15 protein-coding genes and 1 pseudogene are annotated in these 18,389 nt (G+C 62.2%); 12 read left to right on the top strand and 4 right to left on the bottom strand.

All coding sequences use genetic code 11. The features are described from left to right. Positions 1-21: 21 nt before the first annotated feature. The 3 genes from ACA043_RS27930 to ACA043_RS27920 all read left to right on the top strand — a co-directional run bounded on the left by ACA043_RS27930 (position 22) and on the right by ACA043_RS27920 (position 2,721). Positions 22-804, top strand: a complete 783-nt coding sequence (locus ACA043_RS27930) for a sulfite exporter TauE/SafE family protein (protein WP_187679079.1) — start codon at positions 22-24, stop codon at positions 802-804. 79 nt (positions 805-883) lie between these two features. After that, positions 884-1,699, top strand: a complete 816-nt coding sequence (gene lgt / locus ACA043_RS27925) for a prolipoprotein diacylglyceryl transferase (protein ID WP_103304351.1) — start codon at positions 884-886, stop codon at positions 1,697-1,699. A 50-nt stretch (positions 1,700-1,749) separates the two neighbouring features. Then, complete coding sequence (locus tag ACA043_RS27920; protein ID WP_497658275.1) at positions 1,750-2,721, top strand: thymidylate synthase; 972 nt, start codon at positions 1,750-1,752, stop codon at positions 2,719-2,721. 125 nt (positions 2,722-2,846) lie between these two features. On the opposite strand, the gene cadR is transcribed toward ACA043_RS27920, so the two are convergent. Continuing rightward, entirely contained in the window at positions 2,847-3,296 is a 450-nt protein-coding gene (cadR, locus tag ACA043_RS27915) for a Cd(II)/Pb(II)-responsive transcriptional regulator (protein ID WP_008088440.1), read from the bottom strand. An 84-nt stretch (positions 3,297-3,380) separates the two neighbouring features. Here cadR and ACA043_RS27910 point away from each other — a divergent pair, with 84 nt between their 5' ends. From ACA043_RS27910 to ACA043_RS27875, 8 genes and pseudogenes are all read left to right on the top strand, one after another. Then, entirely contained in the window at positions 3,381-5,696 is a 2,316-nt protein-coding gene (locus ACA043_RS27910) for a heavy metal translocating P-type ATPase (protein ID WP_497658274.1), read from the top strand. Positions 5,697-5,711: 15 nt separating this feature from the next. Beyond that, complete coding sequence (locus ACA043_RS27905; RefSeq protein ID WP_497658273.1) at positions 5,712-6,575, top strand: LysR family transcriptional regulator; 864 nt, start codon at positions 5,712-5,714, stop codon at positions 6,573-6,575. Between the two features lie 528 nt (positions 6,576-7,103). Further along, positions 7,104-7,469: pseudogene (locus tag ACA043_RS27900) on the top strand (DUF6124 family protein). Positions 7,470-7,683: 214 nt separating this feature from the next. Next, positions 7,684-8,760 (top strand): putative 2-aminoethylphosphonate ABC transporter ATP-binding protein, encoded by a 1,077-nt coding sequence (locus ACA043_RS27895; protein ID WP_497658272.1) that lies wholly within the window; start codon positions 7,684-7,686, stop codon positions 8,758-8,760. After that, positions 8,760-10,484, top strand: coding sequence for a putative 2-aminoethylphosphonate ABC transporter permease subunit (locus tag ACA043_RS27890; protein ID WP_497658271.1), 1,725 nt, complete (start codon positions 8,760-8,762; stop codon positions 10,482-10,484). The genes ACA043_RS27895 and ACA043_RS27890 overlap by 1 nt, the downstream gene beginning before the upstream one ends. A gap of 46 nt (positions 10,485-10,530) precedes the next feature. After that, positions 10,531-11,556 carry a putative 2-aminoethylphosphonate ABC transporter substrate-binding protein gene (locus tag ACA043_RS27885; RefSeq protein WP_187679072.1) on the top strand — a complete coding sequence of 342 codons (1,026 nt, stop codon included), beginning with the start codon at positions 10,531-10,533 and terminating at the stop codon, positions 11,554-11,556. Between the two features lie 129 nt (positions 11,557-11,685). After that, positions 11,686-12,819 (top strand): TIGR03364 family FAD-dependent oxidoreductase, encoded by a 1,134-nt coding sequence (locus ACA043_RS27880; RefSeq protein ID WP_497658270.1) that lies wholly within the window; start codon positions 11,686-11,688, stop codon positions 12,817-12,819. After that, complete coding sequence (locus tag ACA043_RS27875; RefSeq protein WP_497658269.1) at positions 12,819-13,376, top strand: phosphonate degradation HD-domain oxygenase; 558 nt, start codon at positions 12,819-12,821, stop codon at positions 13,374-13,376. Before ACA043_RS27880 ends, ACA043_RS27875 begins: the two co-directional genes overlap by 1 nt. 58 nt (positions 13,377-13,434) lie before the next feature. Here the strand turns inward: ACA043_RS27875 and ACA043_RS27870 are convergent, their stop codons facing one another. Together ACA043_RS27870 and ACA043_RS27865 are read right to left on the bottom strand one after the other, a co-directional pair. Then, entirely contained in the window at positions 13,435-14,811 is a 1,377-nt protein-coding gene (locus tag ACA043_RS27870; RefSeq protein WP_497658268.1) for a GTPase/DUF3482 domain-containing protein, read from the bottom strand. After that, positions 14,804-16,177 carry a DUF2868 domain-containing protein gene (locus ACA043_RS27865; protein WP_497658267.1) on the bottom strand — a complete coding sequence of 458 codons (1,374 nt, stop codon included), beginning with the start codon at positions 16,175-16,177 and terminating at the stop codon, positions 14,804-14,806. Before ACA043_RS27865 ends, ACA043_RS27870 begins: the two co-directional genes overlap by 8 nt. Before the next feature lie 85 nt (positions 16,178-16,262). Between ACA043_RS27865 and ACA043_RS27860 the strand changes: the two genes are divergently transcribed. Next, on the top strand, positions 16,263-16,775 hold the full coding sequence (locus ACA043_RS27860) for a dihydrofolate reductase (RefSeq protein WP_497658266.1): 513 nt from the start codon (positions 16,263-16,265) through the stop codon (positions 16,773-16,775). Positions 16,776-16,888: 113 nt separating this feature from the next. Here the strand turns inward: ACA043_RS27860 and ACA043_RS27855 are convergent, their stop codons facing one another. Continuing rightward, positions 16,889-18,280 carry an L-cystine transporter gene (locus ACA043_RS27855; RefSeq protein ID WP_187679066.1) on the bottom strand — a complete coding sequence of 464 codons (1,392 nt, stop codon included), beginning with the start codon at positions 18,278-18,280 and terminating at the stop codon, positions 16,889-16,891. Positions 18,281-18,389 lie beyond the last annotated feature (109 nt).

The following is an 18,389-nucleotide window of genomic DNA, read 5'->3' as shown; positions in this document are numbered from 1 at the left end:
GGATGCGTCTGGGAGACGGTCATGGAATTTCTGCTCTATCTGGCGCTGGGCGCCTGTGCGGGTGTGCTGGCCGGGCTGTTCGGGGTCGGTGGCGGGATCATCATTGTCCCGGTGCTGGTGTTCAGTTTTACCTTGCAGGGCTTTGACCAGTCGATTCTCACCCACCTGGCGGTGGGCACGTCGCTGGCGACGATCATCTTCACCTCGGTCAACGCGGTGCGTGAGCACCATCGTCGTGGCGCGGTGCGATGGCCGATCTTCATGTGGATGACCGTGGGCATTTTGCTCGGCGCCGGTTTTGGTGCGCTGACGGCCGAAGCGATTTCCGGGCCCAACCTGCAAAAAATCATCGGTGTTTTCGCCCTGGTGATCGCCGTGCAGTTGGCGCTGGACGTCAAACCCAAGGCCAGCCGAACCGTGCCGGGCAAACTCGGTCTGACCGTGGCCGGCAGTGTGATTGGCTGGGCGTCGGCGATTTTCGGCATTGGCGGCGGCTCGCTGACCGTGCCGTTCCTGACCTGGCGCAGCGTGCCGATGCAGCAGGCCGTGGCGACATCATCGGCCTGCGGTTTGCCGATCGCCCTGGCCAGTGCATTAAGTTTCATGATTCTGGGGTGGCATGATCCGTTGCTGCCGGCCCATAGTCTCGGTTTTGTCTATTTGCCGGCGCTGTTGGGCATCGCTCTGACCAGCATGGTATTCGCCCGTATCGGCGCGCGATTGGCGCACAAATTGTCGCCGCGCTTGCTGAAAAGACTGTTCGCCGCTTTGCTGTTCACCGTGGGTTTAAGCTTTTTGCTTTGATCGCGTCGCAATCCTGACTTAATCCTGAGGTGGCAGCGTCGCCCGGGAATTATGCTTTCAACTCTAACGAGGAGTCGCAATGCTGCCTTACCCGCAGATCGACCCGGTGGCCCTGGCCATCGGTCCGCTGAAAATCCACTGGTACGGCCTGATGTACCTGATCGGCATCGGCGGTGCGTGGCTGCTGGCGTCGCGCCGGCTCAACCGCTTCGACCCGACCTGGTCCAAGGAGAAGCTCTCGGATCTGATCTTCTGGCTGTCGATGGGCGTGATTGTCGGCGGACGTCTGGGCTATGTGCTGTTCTACGACCTGAGCGCTTACCTGGCCAACCCGACACTGATTTTCGAAGTGTGGAAGGGCGGCATGTCGTTCCACGGCGGTTTCATCGGTGTGATGCTGGCGGCCTTGTGGTTCGGCAAGCGCAATGGCAAGTCGTTCTTCCAGCTGATGGACTTCGTCGCGCCGATGGTGCCGATCGGTCTGGGCGCCGGACGTATCGGCAACTTCATCAACGCCGAATTGTGGGGCAAGGCGACTGACGTGCCGTGGGCCATGGTCTTCCCGCCATTCAGCGATCCGGCGCAACTGCCGCGTCACCCGTCGCAGCTGTATCAGTTCGCGCTCGAAGGCGTGGCGCTGTTCCTGATCCTGTGGATCTTCTCGCGCAAACCGCGCCCGACCATGGCGGTTTCCGGCATGTTCGCGCTGTTCTACGGCATCTTCCGTTTCATCGTCGAGTTCGTCCGCGTCCCGGACGCGCAACTGGGCTATCTGGCCTGGAACTGGCTGACCATGGGGCAGGTGCTGTGCGTGCCGATGATTATCGGCGGGCTGTTCCTGATCTGGCTGGCCTATCGTCGCGCGCCGGCGGCACCGCTCGCTCCGACGGCTTAAACTACGAACCCCGGCGCGCGACGCCGGGGCTCAAAGGACACAGGTAACTCATGAAGCAATATCTCGAACTGGTCTCGCACGTCATCCAGAACGGCACCAAGCAGGCCAACCGCACCGGCATCAACACCATCAGTTTTCCGGGGGCGATGCTGCGTTTCGATCTGCAGGAAGGTTTCCCGGCGATCACCACCCGCAAGATGGCCTTCAAATCGGCCATCGGCGAGATGTGCGGCTTTCTGCGTGGCGTGAACAACGCCGCAGAATTCCGTGAGCTGGGCTGCAAGGTCTGGGACCAGAACGCCAACGAAAACGCCCAGTGGCTGGCCAACCCGTTCCGTCAGGGCGACGACGATCTCGGCGAAATCTACGGCGTGCAATGGCGCAAATGGCCGGCGTACAAGCAGATCCCGCTGAGCAACACAGCGGCCATCGAACAAACGTTGAGCAACGGTTACAAGCAGATCGCTCAAGGCGAAGAAGACGGTCAGGCCTACGTGGTGCTGTACAAAGCCATCGATCAGGTTCGCCAGTGCGTCGACACGATCATCAAGGATCCGGGCAGCCGCCGCATCCTGTTCCACGGCTGGAACTGCGCCCAGCTCGATGAAATGGCCCTGCCGCCATGCCATCTGCTGTACCAGTTCCACCCGAATGTCGAGACCAAGGAAATTTCCCTGACCCTCTACATCCGCTCCAACGATCTGGGCCTGGGCACGCCGTTCAACCTCACCGAAGGCGCCGCACTGCTGAGCCTGATCGGTCGCCTGACCGGCTACACGCCGCGCTGGTTCACCTATTTCATTGGTGACGCCCACGTCTACGAAAACCACCTGGACATGCTCAACGAACAGCTCAAGCGCGAGCCGTTCGCCATGCCGAAACTGAAAATCTCCGATCGTGTTCCGGAGTTTGCCAAGACGGGCGTGTATCAGCCGGAATGGCTGGAGCTGGTCAAGCCGAGCGACTTTTCGCTGGAAGGCTACGAGCACCACGCGCCAATGACCGCGCCGATGGCGGTTTAAGCCACCACGCGATACCCATGTGGGAGCGAGCCTGCTCGCGAAGAGGATGTGTCAGTCATAGAGATACTGGCTGACACACCGCATTCGCGAGCAGGCTCGCTCCCACATTTCGATTTGTGAAGGGCTCAATGGCCGTGGCTGCGGCCTACATGGGAATGCTCAACCTCCGTCGCCACCACCCCGCCACTCACTTCCAGCCGCTGCAAAATCCCGCATTGATCGGCCCCCGGCCCTTCGCCACAGCGTTGGCGCAGGTCGAGCAACTGTGTCTGTAACGCCAACAACCCATCAATCCGCGCCTTCACATGCTGGATGTGCTCGTCGATCAGCGTGTTCACGCTTTCACATTGATCCTGCGGGCTGTCACGCATGGCCAGCAGGCTGCGGATTTCTTCGAGGGTCATGTCGAGGGTGCGGCAGTTGCGGATGAAGGTCAGGCGTTCGGCGTGGGCCTGGGTGTAGACGCGGTAGTTGCCGTCGCTGCGGGCCGGTTCCGGCAGCAGGTTTTCGCGCTCGTAGTAGCGGATGGTTTCCACGGCGCAATCGGTCAGTTTGGCCAGTTCTCCGATCTTCATGACGACAATCTCCAAAAGGGTGCTTGACCCTATAGTGGCTACAGGGTCTTTACTTGGCAACAGGCACCTTCATGGACGCGACCAATGAGCGATTCCCAGCACACCCACAAGCCCGGCGACGGGCATGATCATAACCACAGCCCAAAATTGCAGCCTGTGCATAAGCACGACCATGGCGGCGATTCCTGCTGCGGGTCGAAAGCCGCTGCGCCTGCGCCCGTTCAAACGAGCGCAGATTCATGCTGCTCGAAGAAAGCGACCGCGCCTGCGCTGGTGCAACTGAGCGAGGCGAAAAGCGCGGACGCCCGGCTGAGCAGTTTCCGCATCGAGGCGATGGACTGCCCGACCGAACAGACGCTGATCCAGAACAAACTCGGCAAAGTGGCCGGCGTTGAACAGCTGGAATTCAACCTGATCAACCGCGTACTCGGCGTGACCCACACGCTGCCGGGCACCGAGCCGATCACCGAGGCGATCAAATCCCTCGGCATGCACGCCGAGCCGTTGGAGGCTGGCGTCGAAGCTCCGGCCCCCGCGCCGGTGAAAAAACACTGGTGGCCGCTGGCATTGTCCGGCGTCGGTGCTCTGGTGGCGGAAGTCATCCACTTCACCAACGCCGCGCCGACCTGGGTGGTGGCGATCATTGCGCTGGTGTCGATCCTCAGTGGCGGCCTGACCACCTACAAAAAGGGCTGGATCGCCCTGAAGAACCTCAACCTCAACATCAACGCATTGATGAGCATCGCCGTGACCGGTGCGATCCTCATCGGCCAGTGGCCGGAAGCGGCGATGGTGATGTTCCTGTTCACTGTGGCCGAGTTGATCGAGGCGCGCTCGCTGGACCGCGCCCGCAACGCCATCAGCGGGTTGATGCAGATGACCCCGGAACAGGCCACCGTGCAGCAGGCCGACGGCAGTTGGCTCGAGCAGGACGTGAAAGTCGTCGAACTCGGTGCCCGCGTGCGGGTGAAACCCGGCGAGCGCATTGCACTGGACGGCGAAGTCGTCAGCGGCAACTCGACCATCGACCAGGCGCCGATCACCGGTGAAAGCCTGCCGGTTGAGAAAGCCGTGGGCGACAAAGTCTTCGCCGGCACCATCAACCAGGCCGGTTCGCTGGAATACGCGGTCACCGCGGCGGCGAACAACTCGACCCTGGCGCGGATCATCCACGCCGTCGAACAGGCACAAGGCGCACGCGCACCGACCCAGCGCTTCGTCGATCAATTCTCGACCATCTACACCCCAGTGGTGTTCGTGTTGGCCCTGGCCGTGGCGATCATTCCGCCGCTGTTTATGGGCGCCGTGTGGTTCGATTGGATCTACCGCGCGCTGGTGTTGCTGGTGGTCGCGTGCCCATGTGCCTTGGTGATTTCCACTCCGGTGACCATCGTCAGCGGCCTCGCGGCGGCGGCGCGCAAAGGCATTCTGGTCAAGGGCGGCGTGTACCTGGAGGGCGGTTTCAAGCTCGACTATCTGGCGCTGGATAAAACCGGGACGATCACCCACGGCAAACCGGTGCAGACGGACTACCTGTCCCTCGACCCGACCGCCGACGCCACGGCCCCGGCAATTGCTGCCGCACTGGCCGGTCGCTCCGACCACCCGGTGTCGCTGGCCATCGCTAAGAATGCTGTGGATAAAAACTTCGCCGCGCTGATTGTGGATAACTTCGCAGCGCTGGCCGGGCGTGGCGTGAAGGGTGATATCAACGGCCAGACCTATCACTTGGGCAACCATCGCCTGGTTGAAGAGCTGGGCCTGTGCTCGCCGGCACTGGAAGAAAAGCTCTTTGCGCTGGAGAAACAGGGCAAGTCCGTGGTGTTGCTGCTCGACAAGTCCGGCCCGCTGGCGTTGTTTGCTGTGGCCGACACCGTTAAGGAGACCAGCCGCGAGGCGATCCGTCAGTTGCATGCACTGGGCGTGAAAACCCTGATGCTGACCGGTGACAACGTCCACACCGCGCAGGCGATTGCTGCGCAGGTCGGCATCGATCAGGCCAAGGGCGACTTGCTGCCGACCGACAAGCTGCAAGCCATTGAAGAGCTTTACGGTAAAGGTCATCGCGTCGGCATGGTCGGCGACGGCATCAACGACGCCCCGGCGCTGGCCCGCGCCGAGATCGGTTTTGCCATGGCCGCCGCCGGTACCGACACCGCGATTGAAACCGCTGATGTCGCCCTGATGGACGATGATCTGCGCAAGATCCCGGCGTTCATCAGCCTGTCGCGCGACACTGCGAGCATCCTGAAACAAAACATCGCGTTGGCCCTGGTGATCAAAGCGATCTTCCTTGGAGTAACCTTCGCCGGACTCGCCACCATGTGGATGGCGGTGTTTGCCGACATGGGCGTGAGCCTGTTGGTGGTGTTCAATGGTTTGCGTTTGTTGCGCAAGTAATCGAGAGGGACGGTTGTGCTGAGTGCCGAGCTGAAGGCGTTTTACATGGTGGCCCGCTTGGGCAGCATCACCCTGGCGGCGAAGAAACTCGGCCTCAGCCAACCGACCGTGACCACGCAGATCCGCAATCTGGAAAGCCAGTATTCGGTAGAGCTGTTCTACCGGGGCGGCCGCCGCCTCAGCGTCAGCGACGAAGGCGCGCGGTTGCTGCCGATGGTCAAGGCGCTGTTGCAGCAGGAGGCCGATATCGAGTTCTTCCTGCGCAACAGCGGCCAGGTGCAAGGCACGCTGCGCATCGCCGCCACCGCGCCGTATTACATCCTTGATCTGGTGAAGACCTTCCGCGAGCGTCTGCCGCAGGTGGAAGTGTCGGTGGAAATCGGCAACTCGCAGCAGGTGCTGGAAGCGCTTGAGGATTACCGGGTGGACGTCGCCGCGTCATCGCAGTTGCTCGATGACGCGCGGCTGATTCGCCGGGTGCTCGGCACCGATCCGCTGGTGCTGGCGGTGCATCGCAATCATCCGTTGGCGGTGCATGAGCATGTGACGTTGAACGCATTGGCCGGGCATACCTTGCTGATGCGCGAAACCGGTTCGACCACGCGGCGGTTGACCGAAGAGCTACTGGCTGGCGCGGGCGTGAGTTTCGGCCCGTTGCTGGAGATCGGCAGCCGCGAGTCGATTCGTGAGGCGGTGCTGCGCAACATCGGCATCAGCATCATTGCCCGCCAGGAAGTGCCGCATGATCCGCAGTTGCGCGTGCTGAGCATCGAGAACGCGCCGCAGATTCCCGAATATCTGTACTGCCTCAAGGAGCGCAAGAGTGCGCGGTTGCCGGCGGCGTTTTTGGGGTTGGCGCAGGAGATGTCTCCGGCCTGAATGCTGCGGTGAATGGCCGGGCCTCTTCGCGAGCAGGCTCGCTCCCACATAGGGTCTGTGGTGAACACATAATTTGTAAACACCCAAAATCCCCTGTGGGAGCGAGCCTGCTCGCGAAGGCGTCAGTCGCCGCAGCAAAATCCGACAGGCAAATCCACAATCCCTGTAGTGCAATAAACCCTTTCCGGCACAGGTGTTTAAAGACACTCGGTGTTACGCCCGACAGCCTACAAATCCTTGCGCCGCTGCCTACGCATGCACCAGAATCCGCCGGCTTGTGCGCCTTGGGCGGGCTGCGTAACTTGGTTCGCATCACTGATTCCCAGTGATCGGGTTTAGCAGCCCGTGGTTAATCTAAGGGTGCACATACATCATCAGTCAGGCTCCGTGCCTGCACTCGATGGCGGCTGTGCGCAGGGCGCTTCGGCGCGCCGGCTTCCTTAGGTTCCCCGGTCTGCTAACCTGCGTTCAGCTGCCACCCTTTCTTTTAGCAGAGAAGCGGTTCCAGCTTAATTTCGGAACCTGAAGATGATTAAACCAACGCCAAACCCGCCGGTCACCGACCCGGGCTCCCCCTAAGAATCGCCCGATTCAAAGAAATTCCACGAAGCCGCCGAGCGCGCCCTCGACCACTATCTCGGCCCGCCAACTGCAGCCATCATGGCCGCACCTTACAAACCCAACACGCTGTACATGGCGCACCCCGAGGCTGACACCGAATCCCTGATCGCGGACGCCAGTGAAACCCTCGGCTCGGCCATCGTGTTGCTGCACAACCATGTGGCAATGGTTGAAGGCACGCACCGCAAAACCCTGCAAGGCATCGCCCAAGTGGTGATGCTGGCAGAGCTGGCGGTCAATCGGGTGTTGGATAAGTTAGTGCCGACGGAGTGATCAACGCACTCAGCGGCGCCTGTGCAGGTGCCGCTGAGTGCGGTTGGCCGGGCTTACCCGGGCTTCATTCCCACGCAGAGCGTGGGAACGATCTGTTGATCGGGGGTGAACCAAAATCCCCGAATACCACTATCAGCCGTTTTTGCCTCACTGCCACATGACGGACGCATTACAACTCTAGGATTGGCCTCATCTGCTTGATGAGGTCTGTCCCATGAATCCTGCAATCGCAACTGCCCTGAGCAACCCCGGTGCGCCGATGAAAGTGCGCGGCGTGCAGAAGCGCTTTGGCGCGTTCACTGCGCTGGATAACGTCTCCCTCGACGTCGCGGCCGGTGAGCTGGTCTGTCTGCTCGGCCCCTCGGGTTGCGGTAAAACCACGCTGCTGCGCTGCATCGCCGGGCTGGAAAAACAGGACAGCGGCGAGTTGTACCTCGGCGCCCGCGACGTCTCGCACCTCGCCCCGCAAGCCCGGGACTACGGGATTCTGTTCCAGTCCTACGCGCTGTTCCCCAATCTGACCGTCGAAGCGAACATTGCCTACGGCCTCGCCGGCAGCGGTCGCGATGAAGTGCGCCGCCGGGTGGGTGAGATGCTTGAGCTGGTCGGCCTCACCGGCAGTGAGAAAAAGTACCCGGGCCAGTTGTCTGGCGGCCAACAGCAACGGGTTGCACTGGCCCGTGCCTTGGCGCCGGCACCGTCGCTGTTGTTGCTCGATGAACCGATGTCGGCCCTCGACGCCCGGGTGCGCGAGCATCTGTGCACCGAGCTGCGCCAGCTGCAACGTAACCTCGGCATCACCACCCTGATGGTCACCCACAATCAGGACGAAGCCATGCTGATGGCCGACCGCATCGCCGTGATGAACAACGGCCGCGTCGAGCAGTACGCCACCCCGCAGGAAATCTACAACCGCCCGGCCACGCCGTTTGTGGCGGAGTTTGTCGGTCAGGGCAACTGGCTGCCATTCCAGCGCAGCAGCGACAGCCACGCCCGGGTTGGCGGGATGGATGTGCGTCTGGCTGATGGCAGCGTCAGCGGCGCCTCGGGTCGACTGTTCTGCCGCCCGGAAGCGATCAGCGTCAATCCGCTGGTGCATGAGGAAAACCTGTTCCCGGCCAAGGTGCGCGAGATCACCTTCCTCGGCAATCGCTGCCGCATGAGCTTCGAACTCGATCAACTGCCGGGCCACGCGCTACTCGCCGAACTGGCGCCAGAAGCCATGCCGCGCCTCGGCGCCCAGCAGATCATGGTCGCGTTGCCGCCGCGCAGCCTGCAGGTGTTTGCCTGATGAACAGCAACCTCGCGCTGCCGCTACCGCACAAGCAGGTGCGGCAGACTTCCCGTGCCGAAGTCGGCGACCGGATTTTTGTGGTCGGCGGCAAACTCTTGCTGCTGGTGTTGCTCGGCGTTGCGGTGCTGTTGCCGTTGCTGGCGATCTTCTGGCGTGGCTTCAGCAGCGAAGCGGGGCAGGGCGGTGGCTGGGTCGCGGCGAAGGAGCTGGTGAGCAGCGAGAATTTCCACTGGCTGCTCGGCAACAGCCTGAAAGTTTCCCTCAGCGTTGCGGCCATCGTCGTACCGCTGGCCTACCTGTTTGCCTACGCCCTGCAACGCACATTGATTCCGGCCAAGGGCATCTGGCGCGGGATTTCCCTGCTGCCGCTGATGGCGCCATCGATGCTGCCGGGGATTGCGCTGGTTTATCTATTCGGCAATCAGGGCATGTTGCGCGGGTTGCTCTCGGACAACATCTACGGCTTCTGGGGGATTGTGCTGGGTGAGGTGATTTACACCTTTCCCCATGCGCTGATGATTTTGCTCTCGGCGCTGTCGCTGGCCGATGCGCGGCTGTTCGATGCGGCGTCGAGCATGGGCGCCAGCCCGGCCAAGGCGTTTCGCAGCATCACTTGGCCGGCAACCCGGCAGGCTGTGTTCGCCGCGTTCTGTCTGGTGTTCACCCTGACCATCACCGATTTCGGCGTGCCGGTGGTGGTCGGTGGCGACTATCAGGTGCTGGCGCTGGAAGCCTATAAAGCCGTGGTCGGCCAGCAGCAATTCGGTCGCGGCGCGTTGATCGGCATGGTGCTGTTGGTGCCAGCGCTGTTCAGCTTCGGCGTCGATGCGTGGTTGCGCCGACGTCACGGCGATTCCATGAGTGGCCGCGCTCAGGTGTTCAAACCGGCGCCGTCGAAACTGCGCGATGGCTGTTATCTGGTGATCGTCCTGCTGATCTGCGCGGCGCTGCTGCTGGTGTTCGGCATGGCGGTGTTTTCGTCGCTGGTGAAGTTCTGGCCGTACAACCTGTCGCTGTCGCTTAACCACTACCAGTTCAACGAAACCGCCGGCGGTGGATGGTTGGCCTACAGCAACAGTTTGAAGATGGCACTGGGCACGGCGCTGATCGGCAGTGTGCTGATCTTCACTGGCGCGTATCTGATGGAAAAGACCCGCACGCAACGCGGCCTCAACCTGGCCCTGCGTATGCTCAGTTTCATCCCGATGGCGGTGCCGGGGTTGGTGCTGGGTCTGGGTTATGTCTTCTTCTTCAACCTGACCGGCAACCCGCTGCACGTGCTGTACGGGACGATGACGCTGCTGATCGTCTGCACCATTGCGCATTATTTGACCACCGCACAAATGACCGCGACCACCGCGCTGCGTCAGCTCGACGCCGAGTTCGAAGCCGCCGCGCTGTCGCTCAAGGCGCCGCTGTACCGGCATTACCTGCGTGTGACCGTGCCGATCTGCCTGCCGGCGCTGCTCGACATCGTGCGCTACCTGTTCGTCTCGGCGATGACCACCGTGTCGGCGGCGATCTTCCTCTACAGCCCCGACACCATCCTCGCGGCGGTGGCGGTGCTGAACATGGACGACGCCGGCAACGTCGGCGGCGCGGCGGCGATGTCGACCCTGATTCTGTTCACCTCGGCGGGCGTGTCCTTGCTGCTGGCGTGGGCTTCGCGCGGCTTGCTGCGCCGTTCCCAGGCCTGGCGGCAAACCGCGCCCGGTCACTGATTTGCACCTTCAACTGCCCTTCAACTCAAAAGACAGGAAAACGATCATGTTCAAGCCTATGGCCCTGGCCGCTGCTGTGCTCGCTACTTTCAGCCTGAATGCCTTTGCGGCAAAAACCGAGTTGACGGTGTACACCGCCCTCGAAGCCGAACAACTCAAGTCCTACAAAGAAGCCTTCGAAAAGGCCAACCCGGACGTCGAGATCAAGTGGGTGCGCGATTCCACCGGGATCATCACCGCCAAACTGCTGGCCGAGAAGGCCCGGCCGCAAGCTGACGCCGTGTGGGGCCTGGCCGCTTCCAGCCTGGCGATCCTCGATCAGCAAGGCATGCTGCAAAGCTACGCGCCGAAGGATCTGGGCAAAATCGGCGCGAACTACCGCGACGCTGCCAACCCGCCAGCCTGGGTCGGTATGGATGTGTGGGCCGCAACCATTTGCTTCAACACCGTCGAAGCCGAGAAGCAGGGCCTGAGCAAACCGGTGAGCTGGCAGGATCTGACCAAGCCTGAGTACAAAGGCAAGATCGTCATGCCGAACCCGGCGTCCTCCGGCACCGGTTTCCTCGACGTCAGCGCCTGGTTGCAAACCTTCGGCGAGAAGCAGGGTTGGGCTTACATGGACGGCCTGCACCAGAACATCGGCCAGTACGTTCACTCCGGTTCCAAGCCTTGCAAACTGGCGGCGGCGGGGGAGTTCCCGATCGGCATTTCCTTTGAATACCCGGCCGTACAGCTCAAGCGCCAGGGCGCGCCTCTGGACATCATCCTGCCGAAGGAAGGCCTGGGCTGGGAGATCGAAGCGACCGCCGTGATCAAAGGCACGCCGCATGAAGAAGCCGCGAAGAAACTCGCCGACTTCTCCGCCAGCGCCCAAGCGATGGATCTGTACAAAGAGAACTTCGCCGTTCTCGCCCAACCAGGCATCGCCAAACCGCAGACTGAATTGCCGGCGGATTATGAGCAGCGTTTGATCAAGAACGACTTTGCCTGGGCCTCGAAGAACCGCGACGAGATCCTCACCGAGTGGCGCAAGCGCTATGACGGCAAGTCCGAGAAAGTCGTCGCCAAGTAAGATCTTTATCGACTGACAGGGCCCCTTCGCGAGCAGGCTCGCTCCCACAATGGATCGTGTTCACAACACAAATCCCCTGTGGGAGCGAGCCTGCTCGCGAAAGCGGTCTCTCATTCAGAGCACCTCTAAATGACACAACACAAAGACCTGCTCATCATCGGCGCCGGCATTCTCGGCCTCTCCCACGCCTACGCCGCCGCCAAGCGCGGCCTGAAGGTTACGGTTTTCGAACGCACCGCCACGCCCCTCGGCGCTTCGGTGCGCAACTTCGGTCAGGCACTGGTCACTGGCCAGCCACCCGGCCCGATGCTCGAACTGGCCAAGGCCAGCCGCGAGATCTGGGGTGACTGGGCGCAACTCGCCGGCCTGCAAATCAAGCGCAACGGCTCGTACCTGTTCGCCCGAACCGAAGCCGAAGAGCACTTGCTTGAGGCCTTCTGCGCCGGCCGCGCCGTGGAACACGGTTACAACGTGGACTTGCTGCGCGGCGCCGCATTGCGCGATCTGTACCACGGCCAGTTCAGCCATCACCGCGCCGCACTCCACGGCATGGATGATCAACAGTTGTACTCGCGTGAAGCGATTCCGGCGCTGATCGATTACCTGCGCCGCGACCTCGGCGTCGAGTTTCACTTCTCCACGCTGGTGCGCGATGTCCAACCGGGGCGCCTGCACAGCACGGCCGGGATCTTCACCGCCGAGCAAATCATCGTCTGCTCCGGCCACGATTATCAGACGCTGCTGGCCGAGCCGATTGCCGCACTCGACCCACAAATCTGCCGCCTGCAAATGCTCCGCGCCAAACCGCAAGTCGAACTGAATTTGCAACACGCCTTGCTCACCGGCCTGAGCTGCGTGCATTACGGCGCCTTCGCCGATTTGCCAGAGGCGGCGGCAGTGCAGGCGCAGATCCTGCGTGAACAACCGCACCTGCATGAAAACGGCATTCACTTGCTGATCAGCCCGACGCCCTACGGCGAACTGATCATTGGTGACTCGCACCATTACGGTAATGATCCGTCACCGTTCAACGCCGAGCGAGTGGATGACTGGATGATTGAACTGGCCGAGCAGACGCTGGGCTGCAAGGTGCAAGTGGTCGAGCGCTGGCAGGGCGTCTATGGTTCTCGGGGACCGGGGCCGTTTTCATTCTTGCGCCCGGCACCGGGGCTCAGTGTGGCGCTGATGCACACTGGCGTCGGCATGAGCGTCGGCCCGGCGATGGCCGAGCGCAATGTGGCGCAGTTGCTGGAGGAGGTTTGATGGCAGGTCACGAGCATGTCGTTGATCGGGTGTTTACCCTGTATGAACGCTTTGGCAGCAGCGATTACATCGGCGAGCCGGTGTCGCAGATCGAGCACATGTCTCAGGCTGCGCAGTTGGCGATGGCTGAAGGGTTTGATGATGAAGTGGTGCTCGCAGCGTTCTTCCACGACATCGGCCATTTATGTGCCGAGGGCGCGGAGAACATGGGCGGCTATGGTGTGGTCAGCCATGAACGGCTTGGCGCGGATTATTTGCGTGAGGCGGGATTCGGCGAGCGGATGGCGCGGTTGGTGGAGTATCACGTTGAGGCCAAGCGTTATCTGACGCTGCGTGAGCCGGGATATTTCGAGCGGTTGAGTGAGGCGAGTCGCAGGACGCTGGACTATCAGGGCGGGGTGATGACGGAGGCTGAGGCGGATGCTTTCGAGCGTGATCCCTTGTGTGCCGTCAGTCTGCGGATGCGCCAGTGGGATGAGTTGGCGAAGGAGACGGCGGTGCCGGTGATTGATCTTCAGGTGTTGAAGGAGAAAGCGGCGAGGATGTTGGCTGCATAGGCTTTTGAACCGAGGTGCGGCCATCGCTGGCTTGCCAGCGATGGCGTCGGATCAAGCGCTACACATCCTTGGCCAAAGACTCAATCTGCTCCTGCCGCTCCGCCTGATTCAACTTCGCGTGCGGGTTGAGCGACGACCACTGCGGATGTGCCCGCGCCTTGCTCAACGCTTCAGGCAACTTGCCCTCACGCCAGGTCTTGTCCTGCGGTGTCGCCACCTGAACCGCATCCATCGCCGCATGCCCGCGCTGATCGAGCGCCAACAGCAACTGCCGCTGCCGCAACGCCAACAGCCGCAACACCCCATCGTCCACCGTCAATTCCCGCTGCCCCTTGATCTTGCCCAGCAAACGGCTGCCATAACTGCGCGCGGTTTGCAGCGCGCCACCGGCAATCGCACCCGCCAACGCGGCAGCACCGAGGGTGATTCCGCCCACCAGCAAATCGACGCCCGCCCCGGCAGCAGCCCCGGCAGCGATCCCGCCGCCCACCCGCACACCGAGTTGCTTCAAGGTTTCCGGGTTGAACAGGTCATCGCCCCAGCGCCCGTCGAGCAGCGGCAAATCACTGGCCGCTGCATCCTGCGGGCGGAACGCATAGAGCTTGAGCAACGCCTCGACGCACTTCTGCTCACGCTGACGCACAGCCTTGCGCAATTCGCTGATGGCTTGCTGTTCCTGCTCGGCCTCGCTGACCACACTGCGTCGGCACGCGGCGCAGTCGATCAGCAGTTCGGCGATCAACCGTGCTGCACTTTGCTGACGGGCGAGTCGCTGCGCTTGCTGATCAGCAATCAAGCGTTCCAGTTGCGGCCGGGCATTTTCCAGCAGCAGCGCGAGGCTTTCATACAATCGCCGCTCGCCATCCTCCGGCGGTGCGATGCTGTCGAAACGCACCAGCGCATGCAGGCCCAAGCGCGCCAACGCCTCGCGCCAGTCCGGCTCACGGTGGTTGGCGCTGCTGACGAAGTTCAGCACCGGCAGCAGCGGTTTGCCGCAACTGGCCAGCACTTCCAGTTCATCACGATATTTCGCCAGCACCGGTTCGCGGGCGTCGATCACATACAACCCGGCGTCGGAAGCGAGCAGTTGCCGCAGCACTTTGGCCTCCTGCTCGAAACGCTGACGCGCCTCGCTGCCGTCGAGAAACCGCGCCAATCGCGCCGGGCCATCGAGGCGTTCGCCGGGGCGTTCCAGTCGTTCGAGAAAATCCAGCAGGGCGATGGCGTCTTCCAGCCCCGGCGTGTCGTAGAGGTCGAGCAACGGCTCGCCGTCCACCGACAACCGCGCGCCCTCGACATGTCGGGTGGTGCTCGGCCGATGCGAGACTTCGCCGAAGCCAACGTCGCGAGTCAGCGTGCGCAGCAGCGAGGTCTTGCCGACGTTGGTGTGGCCCACCACCGCGAGTTTCAGCGGTGCTTTGAAGGCATCAGTCATGACCGTTCTCCAGCCAGTTCAACGGCGCGCTATCGGCAAAAGGCAGCTCCAGTTGTTGCAGCGCGACGTGCCAGTCACCGAGGCGTTCAGCGTCCAGCGCTTCGCCGGGTGGCGCTTGTAGCAGCCAGACGCGGGTGGCGCTGGCGTTGCGTGCCAGTTCGGCGATCAGCGCGAGGCTGCCGCGATCCGGCGAGCGCCGTGGATCGCAGGCAATCGCCAACCGTGCCGGGGGGAAGCGACTGAGTTGTTCGAGGAGTTTGTTACGCGATTCGCGGCTGTCGAGGACGCCGGCGTTGCTGACGTTCTTTGGCAACGCGGGCGGCCATGGGCGTTGCTCGTCGAGTTCGATCGCCACCAGCAATGCGCCGTCGCTGGCGTGTTCGCTGACGCTGCTTTCGACGCGGTGCAGGTGCTCGGGCGCCGCGTCGGTGACACCGAGGCGCTCGCTGGTCGGCATCAGGCGTTCGCGCAGTTGGGCGTAGCCGGGCAGGTTCAGGTCAAGGCGCAGCGCCGATTTGCCACTGCTCCAGCGCCAGAAGCACAACAGCGCCAGCAGCAGGCGCGGCAGCACGCCGTAAACCACCAGCACGCCCACCAGCCACGTCGCCCAGGCCTGACGCGCGCTTTCGATATCGAGCGCACCGTCACCGCTGGCGCGGATCATTTCCATCGTCGGCACATTGAAACCGAGCAGCGCCGGCAGCGAGCCGAGGGCCTGGGTCATGTTGATGAACGTGTCGGCGCTGAGAATGGTGGTTTCCCAGACGAAGCCGTAGCGCCGGGTCGCCATCAGGGTCAGCAGCAACAATAACGCGCTGAGCATCGCCAGCAGCCACAGGCCGTTGACCATTGCGCCGAGGGCCCAGCGATTGAGTTTCTTGCGTTGCAGCATCAGCAGCAGGGCCGGCGCCAGTTGCGCGGCTTTGGCATCGCGGGCAAGTTTTTCGCTGAGCCATAACCACAGGCGCCCGAGGGTGGCGCCGTGTTCGCCGGCAAAGATCAGCCCTAGCGCCCAACTCAGCAGCAGAATCAGATTCAGCCCGAGCAGGCTGCCCAAGGCCCAGAACACATTGACCGGGGTTTGCCCGAGCGCGGCGAAGGCCAGTCCGGCGCCGCTCAACACGGCGAAAACCATCAGCAGCACCAGCGCCAGACGCGCGCCTTGCAGCCAGTGTTTGAGAGCGTTGGTCAATCCGTCACGCTCGGCCAGCCACAGGGCACGGCGCTGAATCCGGCTCGGCAGATCACCGCCGGCCGCGCGGGCCAGACGATTGGCTTCCAGATCTTCCAGGGGGCCTGCGTGCTCTTCGCGCAGGCGCACGGTTTCGGTTAACCAGAGGTTTTGCAGTGGAGTCAGTTGTGTCACGCGGCATCCCGTCGCTCAATTGAGCCGTGAGCATAACCGCTGTGGCGCTTATCGGGTCAAGCGAGGCTCTGGTATCCTCGCCGGCATGACTAAAACACTCCCCCTCAGCCTGATTGCAGCCCTCGGTGAAAACCGCGTGATCGGCGTCGACAACAGCATGCCCTGGCACCTGCCGGGGGACTTCAAATACTTCAAGGCCACGACCTTGGGCAAGCCGATCATCATGGGTCGCAAGACCTGGGACTCGCTCGGTCGTCCGCTGCCGGGCCGGTTGAACATCGTGGTCAGCCGTCAGCAAGACCTGGTACTGGAAGGTGCGGAGGTTTATCCGTCGCTGGAAGCTGCGGTGGTTCGCGCCGAAGAATGGGCGAAAGAGCAGGGCGTCGATGAGTTGATGCTGATTGGCGGCGCGCAGTTGTATGCGCAGGGGCTGGCGCAGGCGGATCGTCTGTATCTGACCCGTGTAGCGTTGAGCCCGGAAGGCGATGCGTGGTTTCCGGAGTTTGATTTGAACCAGTGGACACTGGTGTCGAATGTGCCGAATCCGGCTGAAGGCGACAAACCGGCGTACAACTTCGAAGTCTGGGAAAAAGCTTAAGAGCTTCGTCGGAACGCCGCCCGGAGCAGGCTCGCTCCCGCAGGGGATTTGTGTCGATCACAGATCCAATGTGGGAGCGAGCCCGCTCGCGAAAGCGGTCTTTCAGGCGCTACTTAAGCCTGCGCCAACTCCGCATGCTCATCAGCATCCAGCAGTTCTTTATCGGTCTGCTGCATCACCTGGCTGGTAATCGCACCGGCAGTAATCGAACCACTCACGTTCAACGCCGTGCGACCCATGTCGATCAGCGGCTCGACCGAAATCAGCAACGCCACCAGTGAAACCGGCAAGCCCATCGCCGGCAGCACGATCAGCGCGGCAAACGTCGCACCGCCACCCACGCCCGCCACACCGGCCGAACTCAGCGTGACAATCGCCACCAGCGTCGCGATCCACAGCGGATCCAGCGGGTTGATGCCCACGGTCGGCGCAACCATCACCGCCAACATCGCCGGGTACAGACCCGCGCAACCGTTCTGGCCGATGGTCGCACCGAACGAAGCTGCGAAACTGGCCACCGATTGCGGAATGCCCAGACGACGCGTCTGCGCTTCAATGCTCAGCGGAATGCTCGCGGCGCTGGAACGGCTGGTGAACGCAAACGTCAGCACCGGCCAGATCTTGCGGAAGAAACGCAGCGGGTTGATCCCTGCGGCCGATACCAGCAAGCCGTGTACAACAAACATCAGGCCCAGACCGAGGTACGAGACCACCACGAAACTGCCGAGCTTGATGATGTCTTGCAGGTTGGAGCCGGCGACCACTTTGGTCATCAGCGCCAGCACGCCGTACGGGGTCAGCTTCATCACCAGACGCACCAGGCGCATCACCCAGGCTTGCAGGGTATCGATGGCGTTGATCACTTTCTGACCTTTCTCGACGTCATCCTTGAGCAGTTGCAGCGCGGCAACCCCCAGGAATGCAGCGAAAATTACCACGCTGATGATTGAGGTCGGCTTGGCCCGCGCCAGATCGGCGAACGGGTTTTGCGGGATGAACGACAGCAGCAGTTGCGGCACATTCAGGTCGGCGACCTTGCCGGCGTAGTCGTTCTGAATGGTTTGCAGACGGGCCATTTCCTGCGTGCCGGCGACCAGACCTTCGGCGGTGAGGCCGAACAGGTTGGTCAGGCCGATACCGATCAGCGCCGCAATCGCCGTGGTGAACAGCAGCGTGCCGATGGTCAGGAAGCTGATCTTGCCCAGCGACGAAGCGTTGTGCAGACGCGCCACGGCGCTGAGGATCGAGGCGAACACCAACGGGATGACGATCATTTGCAGCAACTGCACGTAACCGTTGCCGACCAGATCGAACCAGCCGATCGAGGCTTTCAGCACCGGGTTGCCGGCACCGTAAATGGTGTGCAGAGCCACGCCGAACGCTACGCCTAACACCAGCGCGAGCAGGACTTTTTTCGCCAGGCTCCACGAGGTGTGGCGGGTTTGCGCCAGACCGAAGAGCAGGGCGAGGAACACCAGCAGGTTGAGAATCAGCGGTAGATTCATGAGATCTCCAGGAAAGACTTTGCCAGCAGCCTTCCGGGGCTGCTGCGAACCGGCAAGCCTAACAGTTTGATTTCCAATGAATTAATACCAAAAACGTATGGTGATAGTC

The sequence above is a fragment of the Pseudomonas sp. LBUM1648 genome, assembly GCF_059716145.1.
Note: the sequence above shows the minus strand (reverse complement) of the source record. Positions and strands in the feature narration are given on the sequence as shown.